15 protein-coding genes are annotated in these 12,652 nt (G+C 68.0%); 3 read left to right on the forward strand and 12 right to left on the reverse strand.

Annotated features, from left to right (window positions below; genetic code table 11):
• Positions 1-17 precede the first annotated feature (17 nt).
• The 12 genes from petA to QZ471_RS06765 form a co-directional block, all read right to left on the reverse strand.
• Positions 18-590, reverse strand: a complete 573-nt coding sequence (gene petA, locus QZ471_RS06710; protein ID WP_295462027.1) for a ubiquinol-cytochrome c reductase iron-sulfur subunit — start codon at positions 588-590, stop codon at positions 18-20.
• On the reverse strand, positions 587-1,609 hold the full coding sequence (gene murB / locus QZ471_RS06715) for a UDP-N-acetylmuramate dehydrogenase (protein ID WP_295462028.1): 1,023 nt from the start codon (positions 1,607-1,609) through the stop codon (positions 587-589). Before murB ends, petA begins: the two co-directional genes overlap by 4 nt.
• Positions 1,599-2,072: a low molecular weight protein-tyrosine-phosphatase gene (locus tag QZ471_RS06720; protein ID WP_295462030.1), complete on the reverse strand. Its 474-nt coding sequence runs from the start codon at positions 2,070-2,072 to the stop codon at positions 1,599-1,601. The genes murB and QZ471_RS06720 overlap by 11 nt, the downstream gene beginning before the upstream one ends.
• Positions 2,073-2,837 (reverse strand): 3-deoxy-manno-octulosonate cytidylyltransferase, encoded by a 765-nt coding sequence (kdsB, locus tag QZ471_RS06725; RefSeq protein WP_295462032.1) that lies wholly within the window; start codon positions 2,835-2,837, stop codon positions 2,073-2,075.
• Entirely contained in the window at positions 2,834-3,019 is a 186-nt protein-coding gene (locus QZ471_RS06730; protein ID WP_295462034.1) for a Trm112 family protein, read from the reverse strand. The genes kdsB and QZ471_RS06730 overlap by 4 nt, the downstream gene beginning before the upstream one ends.
• A gap of 14 nt (positions 3,020-3,033) precedes the next feature.
• A complete protein-coding gene (lpxK, locus tag QZ471_RS06735) occupies positions 3,034-4,041 on the reverse strand; it encodes a tetraacyldisaccharide 4'-kinase (RefSeq protein ID WP_295462036.1) in 1,008 nt (335 codons plus the stop codon).
• Positions 4,038-4,478 carry a biopolymer transporter ExbD gene (locus tag QZ471_RS06740; protein WP_059232292.1) on the reverse strand — a complete coding sequence of 147 codons (441 nt, stop codon included), beginning with the start codon at positions 4,476-4,478 and terminating at the stop codon, positions 4,038-4,040. Before QZ471_RS06740 ends, lpxK begins: the two co-directional genes overlap by 4 nt.
• Entirely contained in the window at positions 4,475-5,110 is a 636-nt protein-coding gene (locus QZ471_RS06745; protein ID WP_295462039.1) for a MotA/TolQ/ExbB proton channel family protein, read from the reverse strand. The genes QZ471_RS06740 and QZ471_RS06745 overlap by 4 nt, the downstream gene beginning before the upstream one ends.
• A 49-nt stretch (positions 5,111-5,159) precedes the next feature.
• Positions 5,160-7,400, reverse strand: coding sequence for a DNA internalization-related competence protein ComEC/Rec2 (locus tag QZ471_RS06750; RefSeq protein ID WP_295462041.1), 2,241 nt, complete (start codon positions 7,398-7,400; stop codon positions 5,160-5,162).
• 112 nt (positions 7,401-7,512) lie between these two features.
• Positions 7,513-8,754, reverse strand: a complete 1,242-nt coding sequence (locus QZ471_RS06755) for a lipoprotein-releasing ABC transporter permease subunit (protein WP_295462043.1) — start codon at positions 8,752-8,754, stop codon at positions 7,513-7,515.
• A gap of 7 nt (positions 8,755-8,761) precedes the next feature.
• Positions 8,762-9,463, reverse strand: a complete 702-nt coding sequence (gene lolD, locus QZ471_RS06760) for a lipoprotein-releasing ABC transporter ATP-binding protein LolD (protein ID WP_295462045.1) — start codon at positions 9,461-9,463, stop codon at positions 8,762-8,764.
• A complete protein-coding gene (locus tag QZ471_RS06765; protein WP_295462047.1) occupies positions 9,456-10,706 on the reverse strand; it encodes a lipoprotein-releasing ABC transporter permease subunit in 1,251 nt (416 codons plus the stop codon). The genes lolD and QZ471_RS06765 overlap by 8 nt, the downstream gene beginning before the upstream one ends.
• 107 nt (positions 10,707-10,813) lie before the next feature.
• On the opposite strand from QZ471_RS06765, the gene QZ471_RS06770 reads away from it, so the two are divergent.
• The 3 genes from QZ471_RS06770 to QZ471_RS06780 are packed head-to-tail and all read left to right on the forward strand — an operon-like array spanning position 10,814 to position 12,377.
• The gene (locus tag QZ471_RS06770) at positions 10,814-11,365 is read left to right on the forward strand and encodes a PilZ domain-containing protein (RefSeq protein ID WP_295462049.1); all 552 of its coding nucleotides are present in this window, start codon (positions 10,814-10,816) and stop codon (positions 11,363-11,365) included.
• Positions 11,362-11,652: a phosphodiesterase gene (locus tag QZ471_RS06775; RefSeq protein ID WP_295462051.1), complete on the forward strand. Its 291-nt coding sequence runs from the start codon at positions 11,362-11,364 to the stop codon at positions 11,650-11,652. The genes QZ471_RS06770 and QZ471_RS06775 overlap by 4 nt, the downstream gene beginning before the upstream one ends.
• Before the next feature lie 8 nt (positions 11,653-11,660).
• The gene (locus tag QZ471_RS06780; RefSeq protein WP_295462053.1) at positions 11,661-12,377 is read left to right on the forward strand and encodes a glycerophosphodiester phosphodiesterase; all 717 of its coding nucleotides are present in this window, start codon (positions 11,661-11,663) and stop codon (positions 12,375-12,377) included.
• Positions 12,378-12,652 lie beyond the last annotated feature (275 nt).

Raw genomic sequence — 12,652 nt, forward strand, 5'->3', positions numbered from 1 at the left:
GTCGTGCTCGCGGTCTTTCACGCTGCTCCCTCCCCGTCACTGCCGATCACCAGCAGGTTCTCGCCTTTGAAGTGATAGGGAGGCACGGCCAGATTCAGAGGTGCTGGCTGATCGCGATAGACACGCCCGGCGAGATCGAAATGGGAGCCATGGCAGGGGCAGAGATAGCCTTTGTTCGTCGCGGCGGTGTCCAGCGAGGGAATACAGCCCAGATGGGTGCAGATGGCGGTGACCACGAAGATGTCCGGCCGCCGCGATCTCAGCCGTGGATCGACATAGGACGGCTGGCTGGATTCCTTGGAGTCTGGATCGGCGAGGCCGGCCTCGTCTGCCAGGAGTCGCGCCTGATCCGCCACGCTGCGCCGCAGCACGCAGACCGGCTGACCCCGCCACTGCACCGTGAGCTGCTCGTCTTCGCGCAAGGCGGAGATATCGACCTGCACCGGTTCCGCCGCCACCTGGGCCGAACGACTGGGCCGCAGGGCGCAGACGAAGGGCACGCTACCCGCCACCAGACCCAGGCCGCCTACGGCGGAGGTGGTGGCGATCAGCAGGCGGCGACGCCGGGCATCGGGCGAGTCGTCGGTCACGTCAGGCTTCCCGGCTCCATTTCCAGCGTGACGCCGAAGCGCTCCCGTACCGAGGCGCGGATGCGTTCCGCCAGGGCCAGGACATCGCGGCTGCTGGCGCCGCCGAAGTTGACCAGCACCAGCGCCTGGTCGGCATGTACCCCAACGGCGCCGTCACGATAGCCACGCCAGCCGGCCTGGTCGATCAGCCAGCCGGCGGCCAGCTTGACCGAGCCATCGGCCTGGGGATAGGTCGGCAGCGTCGGATAGGCTTCCTTGAGTGCGGCGGCGGCAGCCGCGGTGACCACCGGATTCTTGAAGAAGCTGCCGGCGTTGCCCAGCACTGCAGGGTCGGGCAGCTTGCTGCGGCGGATGGCGCAGATCGCCGCGCTGACGGCCTCAGGTGTCGGTTGCTCGACGCCGGCCTCGGCCAGCGCCTGGCGCACCGGGCCATAGTCCAGCACCAGCTGTGGCTGGCGGCTCAGATGAAAACGCACCCGCAGTACGATCCAGCGCCCGGCCTCGGCCTTGAAGCGGCTCTCGCGATAGGCGAAGGCGCAGTCCTCTGGCGCCAGGTCCTGGAGTTCGCCGCTGTGGCGGTCGAGGACTGTCACCCCGGCGCACCTGTCCTTGAGTTCGACGCCATAGGCACCGATATTCTGGATCGGCGAAGCGCCCACGGTGCCCGGGATCAGGCTGAGGTTTTCCAGCCCGTACCAGCCATTGGCAAGGGTGGTCATGACGAAGGGATGCCAGGGTTCGCCAGCTTCGGCTTCCACCAGCAAGGCGTCGCCCTCTTCCGCCAGCAGGCGGATGCCGCGCGAGGTCAGGCGCAGCACCAGGCCCTCGACCCGCTCGGGCAGGACCAGGTTGCTGCCACCGCCCAGCACCCGCAGGGGCACGCCTAGCTGCCGGGCCAGCGCCAGGGCCTCCTGGACCTCGGCATCACTGGCGGCCTCCAGATAGCGGTCGGCTTCGGCCACCAGGCCGAAGGTATTGAGTCCCTGCAGCGGGACCTGTTGCTGCAGCTCAGCGACCATGACGAGCGGCCACCTCGGCGACGAGGCCATCGCAGGCATCTTCGAGCAGATCCAGGACCCGCTCGAAACCCGCTGCGCCGCCGTAATAGGGATCGGGCACCTCGTCCACCGCGAGCCCCTGGCGAGCCAGGAACAGCTCGGGCACCACGCCACCCTCGGGGCGCAGTTGCTCCAACCAGGCGAGGTTGTCGTGATCCATGGCCAGGATCAGGTCGAAGCGTTGGAAGTCTTCTGTGGTGACCTGACGTGCGCGCAGGTCACTGATGTCGTAGCCGCGACCCGCGGCGGCCTGGATGGCACGGGAATCCGGGGCCTTGCCGACATGCCAGTCGCCGGTGCCCGCGGAATCCAACTCTACGGCCTCGGCCAGACCGGCCGCTGCCAGCTTGGCCCTCAGGATGCCTTCGGCGGTGGGTGAACGGCAGATGTTGCCCATGCAGACGAACAGGATGCGCAGGCTCATCTAGGCTCCCAGCAGGCGGCGGACGCGCTCGAGGTCTTCCAGGGTGTCCACGCCGGCCTGGGGCGCTTCCAAGGCATCGGCGACATGGATGCGTACGCCATGCCAGAGGGCGCGCAGCTGTTCCAGGGCTTCGGTCTCTTCCAGGGCACAGGGGCCCCAGCTGACGAAATCGGCGAGGAAGCCGGCGCGATAGGCATAGATGCCAATGTGGCGACGATAGGGAAAGCCGGCAGGCAGTTGCGTACGGTCGCCAGCGAAGGCGTTGCGCGCCCAGGGCAGCGGTGCCCGGCTGAAGGTCAGCGCCAGGCCGTTCACGTCGGTGCTCACCTTGACCACATTGGGATTGAACAGACTGTCGACGTCGTGGATGGGCTCGGCCAGGGTGGCCACGCCGGCTTCGGGATGGGCGGCGAGATTGCCCGCCACCTGATCGATCACCGCCGGGGGGATCAGCGGCTCGTCGCCCTGGACGTTGACCACCAGGGCCTCGTCGGCCAACCCCAGCAACTCGGCCACCTCGGCCAGGCGATCGGTACCCGAGGCATGGTCGGCCCGCGTCAGCAGCACCTGGGCGCCGAAGCCTTCGCAGGCGCGCAGGATGTCGTCGTGATCGGTCGCCACCACCACCTGCTCGGCGCCACTGCGCCGGGCCTGCTCCCAGACGTGCTGGATCATCGGCTTGCCGGCGATGTCGAGCAGCGGCTTGTTGGGCAGCCGGGTACTGGCGAGGCGCGCCGGGATGACGACGGTGAAGGCGGTGCTCATTTGTCCAGGCGCTCGTCCGTGGTGATGACGCGCGCCTCGCTTTCCAGCATCACCGGGATGCCATCGCGAATCGGGAAAGCCAGGCCGGCGGCCTTGCTGATGAGTTCGCTTTTATCGTCGCTCAGGATCAGCGGGCTCTTGGTCAGGGGGCAGGCGAGGATGTCCAGCAGCTTGAGGTCCATGGGCGAAGGTTCCGTCAGAGAGAGTGTTCGGGCAGGAGGCGGTCGAGGCGCCCATCCAGCCAGGCGACGAAGGCGGCCGAGGGCTGGGCGTCCACCGCCAGGTACCACCAGTCGGCGGCGGCGAAGGGCCGGCACTTGACCGCGTCCTTCTCGGTCATCACCAGCGGCAGCTCCGGCGTGAAGGCCAGGTCCGCGGCGCTGTAGGCGGCATGATCGGCGAAGGCATGGGGTACCGGTTGCCAGTGTAGTCCTTCGAGGGTAGCGAAGAAACGTCCGGGGTTGCCGATGCCGGCCAGGGCATGCAGGCGCTGGCCGGGCGGGAAGAAATCCAGGGGCTGAGCTGCGCCGCTCTGCAGATTGATCAGAGCGCTGGGCTGCAGGATCAGGCCGTAGCCATCGGCAGGATCGACGGCGGCGCCGTTATGAATCACGGCGTCCACCTCGGCCAGGCGCTCCAGGGGTTCGCGCAGGGGCCCGGCCGGCAGGCAGCGGCCATTGCCGAAACCGCGTGCGGCATCGACCATCACCAGCTCCAGATCCCGCGCCAGGCGATAGTGCTGCAGGCCGTCGTCGCTGAGGATCACATCGAGCTGTTCATCGGCGAGCAGGCGTTCGACGGCGCGACCGCGGTCGGGATCGATCACCAGCGGCACCGCGGTGCGCTGCACGATGAGCAGGGGTTCGTCGCCGGCCACTGCCGCAGCGTCCGTGGCCTGGACGCGCCAGGGCAGGCTCGGCGGCTGGGCGCCATAGCCCCGACTGACCACGCCGACCTTGAGACCGCGGGCACGCAGATGGCCGATCAGCCAGAGGATCATGGGGGTCTTGCCGGTGCCACCGACGGTGAGATTGCCCACCACGATGACCGGCACCGGCGCACGATGGATACTGCCCTGCCCCGCCAGGAAGCGCTGGCGCTTGCGCCGGGCGACCCGGCGGTAGAGGGCTTCGAGCGGCGCCAGCAGGCCCAGGGCGGGATGCCCCTGGTACCAGGCGCGAACCAGGCGTTGGCCCAGGCTCACGGACGTTTCGCCTGAGCCTCGAGGGTGGTGATGCGCAACTGGCTGAAGCCGAGCTTGCCGGCGGCGTCCATGGCCATGACCACCGACTGGTGGGTGGCGCGGCCGTCGGCGGTGATCACCAACGGCAGGCTGTTGTCACCGCCGGACTCCCGCTGCAGGGCGGTGGTCAGGCCGGTCAGGTCGTTGCGCACTAGGGTCTGGCCGTTGAGCGCCATCTGGCCGTCGGCGGTGATGCTGATCTCCAGGGTCTTGCCCTGGTTGGCGGCCGCGGCGGCGCTGTCGGCCTCGGGCAGCTCGATCTTGAGCTGGCTGGGCCGGCTGAAGGTCGCGGTCACCACGAAGAACAGCAGCAGGACGAAGATGACGTCGATGAAGGACGCCAGGTTGATGTAGACCTCTTCGCGAGCGGCGCCCCCGGCGCGGCGACGGAATTTCACGCGGCGGCTCCTTCGCGGACATCCACCTCGCGATCGCCATGAAGGATGTCCACCAGTTTGACCGCTTCCTGCTCCATGCCCACCACCAGCTCGTCGACCCGGCGCAGCAGGTAGCGATGGAAGAACACCGCGGGAATCGCCACCAGCAGACCGGTGGCGGTGGTGACCAGGGCCTTGGAGATGCCGCCGGCGAGGATCGGCGCATTGGCCATGCCGTCGTTCATGAAGGCGCTGAAGATGTCGATCATGCCGAACACGGTGCCGAGCAGGCCCATCAGCGGTGCCAGGGCAGCGATGCTGCCGAGGGTGTTCAGATAGCGTTCGAGGTCGTGCACCACGCGGCTGCCGGCTTCCTCGATGGCCTCCTTCATGATGTCGCGGCCGTGGCGGGAATTGGTCAGGCCCGCAGCGAGGATGTCGCCCAGCGGCGAACCGGCGCGCAACTCACGCAGTCGCTCGTTGTTGAGCTGCTTGTCCTGGATCCAGCGCCAGACCTGGGCGAGCAGGTTGGGCGGCGCGACCCGGCTGCGTCTCAGGGTCCACAGCCGCTCGGCGATGATGGCCGTGGCCAGGATGGAACTGAGGATGATCGGCAGCATCATCCAGCCGCCAGCTTTGACCATTTCGAACACGAGACCGTTACCCCCCGCCGCAAAATGCCGCCACTCTAGCATGAACGTCTCAGGGTGTCGGCGGGGATAGCCGCCACCAAGCTGCCCTCTCGCGCTGACCACGGGGCCGCTCCCAGCGTCCGAGGGTCCAGCTCAGAGCGCCGAGTTCAGCGGTGTCATAGGCCAACACACCGCGCTCGCGATAGCGTTCCATGACGAGCGGATGTGGATGGCCGTAGCGATTGTGCCGCCCCCGGGAGATCAGCACGCCGCGGGGCTGGACGGCATCGATGAAGCAGATGCTGGAGCCACTGCGACTGCCATGGTGCGGGGCGGCGAGCCAATCCGCCGCGAGCGGCAGCCCGCTGGCCACCAGCTCGGCCTCGCGACGCTCGTCGATGTCGCCGGTGAGCAGCAGGCGTTCGCCGCTGGCGTCGATCTTGAGCACGCAGGAGGAGGCATTGGAATCCGCGCTGGGCCGCCACCAGGTGGTGAAGCTGACCTCGTTCCAGCGCCAACTGCCGCCATCCGTGCAGTCCTGGGCGCGCAAGCCGGGCTCCAGTCGGCGGGACTCGCCGCTGAGCACCCGCCCTGGCGGCAATCCTTTGGCCACGGCAGACGCCCCGCCCGCGTGGTCGGCATCGGCGTGGCTGAGCAGCAGGACATCGAGCTGATCGACGCCTGCGGCGCGCAGATTGGGTAGTACGACGCGGACGCCGCTGTCGTAGTCACCCTGCCGCGGACCGGCGTCGTAGAGCAACGCATGGTCACGCGTACGCACCAGCACCGCCAGCCCCTGGCCGACATCCAGCACGCGGATGCGCGCCTGCCCCTCGGCTGGCAAAGGCACAGGCGGAAACAGGGCAGGCAATATGAGCAGCGCGCCGTAGCCGCGCAGCGGTAACCCTGCGGGCAGCAGGGCCAGCAGCGCTCCCAGCCCCGCCAGCCACAGCGCCCAGGTGGGCGCGAGGACCGGCTGCCAGGCCGCAGCCAGGTGCGCCAAGCCGCCCAGCAGCCAGAGCAGGCCCTGGAGCAGGCCGCCGGCCAGCCACAACGCGGGAGCGCCCAGCGGCGACCAGAGCAGGGACAGCAGCGTTCCCGCCAGCGCCAGGGGCACTATGGCCAGGTCCATGAGCGGCACCGCCAGGGCATTGGCCAGCGGACCGCTCAGACTCAGGGGCAGGCCCAGCGCCAGCAGCAGCTGCGCCAGGCCCACGGCCATGCACCATTGGGCGCGTCCGAGGGTGAGCCACCAGGAAAGGCGGCCCAGGCGGCCGGCAAAGCTCCACAGCAGCAACAGCACGGCGCCAAAGGACAACCAGAATCCAGGCAGCAGACTGACCAGCGGATTGGCGACCAGTACCAGCACCAGGGCCAGCAGCACGGCATCCGCCAGCCGCACCTGCTGGCGCCCGAGTTGCCAGACCAGGCCCAGGGTGACCATGACGCAGGCCCGCTGCACCGGTACCTCGAAGCCGGCCAGCAGTCCGTAGCCCAGCGCGGTGGCGATGGTCAGCACCGCCGCAGACAGGCGCCAGGGCAGCCGGCTCGGCCAATAGCCACGGCGCGCCAGGGTCACCACCAAGGCATAGACACCCAGAGCGATCAGGCCGATGTGCTGGCCGGAAATCACCATCAGGTGCACGGTGCCGGTGTCCTGGAATAGTTGCCACTGGGCATCGGTGATACCGGAGGCGTCACCGACCACCAGGGCGGCGAGCAGACCGCCCTGCCCGGCCGGATCGCGACTGTGCAGGTACTGACGGATGCCGTCGCGCCAGGTCGCCAGGCCGCTAACGGCCACGAGTCGCTGGCCATCCTTGACGCTCCCGGTGGCGCCGATGCCCTGGGCGAGCAGCCAGGCCTCGCGATCCTGCCCCAGGGGATTGGCCAGTCCGGCGGGACTGCGCAGCTCCACGGCCAGCCGCCAGCGCTCGCCCGCCAGGGGGCGGGGGCCGCCATACCAGTTCAGGCGGATCAGCGCCGGCAACTTCAGGTCGCGCCGGCTGCTGGCGTCGGCGAGCAGGAAACCCACCGAATCGGTGTCCACCGCCGGCAGCCCGCTCACCCGCCCTTCGATCCACAGCACCCGCTGTTCCAGCCCCGGATCGAGACGATCGTCCAGCGCCCACTGGGCATGGAGCACGGCCCAGGCCAGGCCAAGACCGAAGGCGCCCACAGCGGCCAGCCGGGTGCCGAGCAGGATGAGGGCTACGGCAGCGAGCGCCGCCAGCAGCGGCATCGAGGGCAGGACCGGCAAGGCACGCAGCAGCAGCACGCCCAGGGCAAAGGCAAGCAGGGAGGCACGCATCAGGACTCCATCCGTGGAGAACCGAAAGGTCTAAGATGCGCGGATTAGAGCAGCTTGGCGAGGGAAGAGCCAGGGCTACGGGCAGAGCCGCCAACGTAGCCTGGCGCCGGGATCAATCGTAGCGCAGGGCTTCGGCCGGCGAGGTGCGCGAGGCGCGCCAAGCGGGATAGAGGGTCGCCAGGAAGCTCATGCTCAGGGCGGCCACGGCGATCAGCACCACGTCTTCCAGCTCCAGCCGTGACGGCAGGTTGCTGATGAAGTACATGTCGCCGCCGAACAGCTTGTGGCCCACCAGCCGCTCCAGGGCGGCAATCCAGTCGCTGACGTTGAGTGCCGCGATGACGCCCAGCACGCCGCCGATCAGGGTACCGACCAGACCAATCACCGTGCCCTGCACCATGAACACCGCCATGATCTGCCCCGGCGTGGCGCCCAGGGTGCGCAGGATGGCGATGTCGGCCTTCTTGTCGGCCACCACCATGATCAGGGTGGCAATGATGTTGAAGGCTGCCACCGCGACGATCAGCAAGAGCAGCAGGCCGATCATGGTCTTCTCCATCTGCATGGCCTGGAACAGGCTGCCCTGGGTGATCGTCCAGTCGCGGGCCTGGTAGCCCGGACCCAGTACCTTGGCCACGTCGCGGGAAATGCGCGGCGCCTGGAACAGATCGTCCAGCGCCAGACGAATGCTTTCCACCTGTCCCGGCTGCCAGCCCTTGAGCGGCGCGGCATCGGCTACGTTGATCAGCGCCAGGGAGGCATCCAGCTCGGCGCCGACCTTGAAGGTACCGACCACGGTGAAGCGGCGCAGGCGCGGGGTGATGCTGCCGGTGGCACCCACCTCGGGGATGATCACCGTGACCTGGCTACCCAGCTCCAGCTGGAAGCGCCGCGCGGCGATCTCGCCCAGCACGATGCCGAATTCGCCGGGCTTGAGGGCGTCGAGACTGCCCTGGGTCATGCGCTCGCCGACGATGGAGACGCGCTTCTCCTGGGTCGGATCGATGCCGTCCACCAGCAGCGGCTGCATGCGCCCGCGCACCGAGAGCATGCCCTGCAACTGGGTATAGGGCACCGCCGCCAGCACATGAGGCTGCTGCTCGGCCTTGGCCGCCAGCGGGCGCCAATCGTCCAGCGGCTGGGCGCCGCTGATGAAGGCATGGGGCACCATGCCGAGGATGCGGCCGCGCATTTCTTCCTGGAAGCCGTTCATCACCGACAGCACCAGGATCATGGCCAGCACGCCCAGGGCCAGGCCGAACATGGAGACCAGCGAGAAGAAGGAGATGAACGACTTGCGCCGCTTGGCGCGGGTGTATCTCAGGCCGATGAACAGCGAAAGCGGTCTGAACATGACGACCTCAGACCTGCCGGGCCAGCGTGGCGTCGACCAGATGGCCTTCGTCCAGGCGCAGCATCCGGTCCATCTGGCCGGCCAGGGCTTGGTCGTGGGTCACCACCAGGAAGGCCGTGCGCAGCGAAGTGGACAGCTCCAGCATCAGGTCCTGGATACCGTGGGCGGTGTGCTGGTCGAGGTTACCGGTGGGCTCGTCGAGCAGCACCAGCTTGGGCTGGTTGACCAGGGCGCGGGCGATGGCCACGCGCTGGCGCTCGCCGCCAGACAGTTCGGCCGGCTTGTGGCCCAGGCGATGGCCGAGGCCGACCCGCTCCAGGAGCTTGGCGGCGCGCTCGCGGGCCTCGCCGATGGAAGCCTTGCCGATCAGCAACGGCATGCAGACGTTTTCCAGGGCGCTGAATTCCGGCAGCAGGTGGTGGAACTGGTAGACGAAGCCCATGGCACGATTGCGCAAGAGGCCACGGGCCTTCTCGTTCAGGGCCGACAGCTCTTCGCCATCGAGCCAGACGCTGCCGCTGCTAGGGGTGTCCAGGCCGCCGAGCAGGTTCAACAGGGTCGTCTTGCCCGAGCCCGAGCTGCCGACGATGGAGACGCGCTCACCCGGTTGCAGGGTGAGCTGGACGTTGCTCAGCACCTCGACGGTCTGGGGGCCTTCCTCGTAGCGCTTGCCCAGGTCCTGGCAACGCAAAACGGCTCGATCATTCATAACGCAGGGCCTCGGCGGGTTGGGTACGGGCGGCGCTCCAGGAGGGATAGAGCGTGGCCAGGAAGCTCAGGGCGAAGGACGCGCCGCAGACCAGCAGCACGTCGTGCAGCTGCAGCTGGGCCGGCAGGTAGTCGATGAAATACACCTCGGCGTTGAGGAACTGGTGTCCGGTGAGACGCTGCACCCAGGCCAGCGCAGCGCTGACGTTGAGCGCGGCGAGCACGCCCAGTACACAGCCGATGGCCGTACCGATGACACCGATGAAGGTCCCCTGGACCATGAACACCGCCATGATCTGCCGGGGCGTGGCACCCAGGGTACGCAGGATGGCGATGTCGGACTTCTTGTCGGTCACCACCATCACCAGAGTGGAGACGATGTTGAAGGCGGCCACGGCGACGATGAGCAGCAGCAGCAGGCCGATCATGGTCTTCTCCATGCCGATGGCCTGGTAGAGATTGCCATGGGTACGGGTCCAGTCGCGGGCGTACCAGTCGTTGCCCGGCAGTTGGCGAGCGATGTTCCAGGACACGTCGGGAGCCTGGAACAGGTCGTGCAGCTTCAGCCGCACGCCCTGCACCGCGTTCGCCGGCCAGCGTTGCAGCCGCGCCGCGTCCTCGATGTGGATCAGGCCCACGGAGCCGTCCAGCTCACCGGCACCGACGCTGAAGATCCCCACCACGGTGAATCTCTTCATGCGCGGAAACATGCCGGCAGGGGTCACGGCCACTTCGGGGGCGATGTAGGTGAGCTTGTCGCCGACCTTGACGCCCAGCTTCTCGGCGGCCAGCGAGCCGATGATGATGCCGAACTCACCCGGCTTGAGGTCATCGAGCTTACCCTCGCGCATGAAGCTGGCGATGATCGAGACCTTGGGCTCCTCGGCCGGGTCGATGGCGTTGAGCAGGACGGTCTGCACCGCCTTGTCGTGGGCCAGCATGCCCTGCAACTGGGTGAAGGGCGCGACCGCGGCCACCTGGCTGTTCTGCAGTGCCCGCTCGCGCACGCTGCGCCAGTCGGTCACCGGCTGGTAGGACTCCACCGTCGCATGGGGAATCATGCCGAGGACGCGCTCGCGCATCTCGCGGTCGAAGCCGTTCATGACCGACAGCACCACGATCATGACGACCACGCCGAGGGCCAGGCCGATCATGGAGGTGAGCGAGATGAAGGAGACGAAATGATTGCGGCGCTTGGCGCGGACGTAACGCAGGCCAAGGTAGATCGGCAGGGGTCTGAACATAGGCTCGCTTGCACGGCGGAAAGACGTAGGCGCCCTGCGGGGTGGACGGCGACACCGTGCCGGCTCGCCGGCTACACTCGGAGCCATCACCCACGGAGCGGCCCGACATGACCACCCCAGACGCGCGTGAACGGCGGGAATACTATCGCATCACCGACCGCATCGCACTGCAAATCGGCCCTGCCGAAGGCGCCTCCGGCGAGACCGCGCCGCTGTTCGCACTCCTGAGCGAACTGCACCAGCTGGAATTCGAATCCCGTCATCTGCTGCGCAACCTGGACGAGCGCGACCGCGCCATCACCGCCTGCCTGCGCCTGGTGCACAAGCGTCTCGACCTGCTCGGCCAGGCCTTCGCCTGGAACCTGATGCACGACAGCGGCGCCACTCGCGAGGTGGTGCTGTCCGAGGGCGGCCTGGCCTTCGTCGATAGCGAGCCACTGGCCTTGGGCACGCGCCTGGAGCTGCGCATGGCCCTGCCGCCCCAGGGGCTGGGCCTGCAGGTCCTCGCCGAGGTGACCAGTTGCCAGGTTGTCGCCGGCGGTCATGAAATCGGTACCAGCTTCATCGAACTGGAAGACGCCCAGCGCCAACTGCTGGCTCGCCACGTCCTGCGCCAGCAGGCCCGCGGCCGCCGCGCTGACCGCGGAGAGGAGGCGTGAAAGGCGCCTGGCTGGCCTTACTGCTGCTCGGCACGGCGGTACCCGGCTGGGCTGATACCCTGCAGATCCCGTTGGGCCAGCAGGGCGACCCTGGCGTCCCCCTTCCCCAGCGCGGTGACAGTCGTACTCAGGTACTGGAACGCTTCGGCCTGCCCGACCAGGAACATCCCCCGGTCGGCCGCCCGGCCATCCGCCGCTGGGACTATCGAGAGTTCAGCGTCTATTTCGAAAACGACCGGGTGCTGGATGCGGTCCGCGAACCGCGTCACCCGTCCCCCTCACCCTAGGAGCCTTCATGACCCTCATCTACGGACACCGCGGCGCCCGCGGCGAAGCGCCGGAAAACACCCTGGCCGGCTTCGAGCTGTGCCTGGAACTGGGCGTCCACCGCTGCGAGCTGGATCTGCATCTTTCGCGGGACGGCGAGCTGGTGGTGATCCATGATCCCACCCTCAAGCGCACGACCGGGCGGGGCGGCAAGGTCAGTGAAAAGGCGGTGGCCGACTTGGTGACACTGGACGCGCGCCAAGGTGGCCCGGCTTGGCCACGCCCTGCCCCCATCCCCACCCTGCGCGAACTCTTCGAGAAATGCCGCTTCGAGCATTGGCAACTGGAGGTGAAGAGCGCCTCGCGGGTACGGGCAGCGCAAACGGTCAAGGCCATCGCCCATCTGGTCGAGGAATTCGGCCTGCAGGACAAGATCACCGTGACCAGTGCCTCGCGGGAAGTCCTGCGCGCCCTGCAGCGCGACACGCCCCACCTGGCCCGCGGACTGGTGGCGGAATACGCCTGGCTCGATCCGCTGAAGGTGGCAGCCCACTACGGCTGTCATCTGCTGGCGCTGAATTGGACGCTGTGCACTCCGGAACGGCTGCTCAAGGCCCAGCGCCAGGGCCTGCATGTCTCGGTCTGGACGGTGAACGATGCCAGCCTGATGCGCCGCCTGGCCGATTTCGGCGCGGATAGCCTGATCACCGACTTTCCAAGCCTGGCGCGGCGGACGTTGGGGTAGGCTCCTGCCTGCCCGAGCAGTCGCGGCCATGGGGTCCGTCGCTGCGGCCGCCTCTGCGGGACTCTGATGCTTCACTGATCGCGGCCATGGGCCGCTCCTACAGGCTCGATGTAACCGTAGGAGCGGCCCATGGCCGCGATAAAGACAGCGCTCCTACCTATAGGCAAACACCTGTAGGAGCGGCCGCAGCGGCGGACCGCCATGGCCGTGATGCGAGCCGACTCCGTAGCGTGGAAAACGGCGCAGCCTTTTCCACTGGAGGCTGCTACGGAGAG

Source organism: uncultured Pseudomonas sp., from assembly GCF_913774235.1.
GTDB lineage: Bacteria > Pseudomonadota > Gammaproteobacteria > Pseudomonadales > Pseudomonadaceae > Chryseomonas.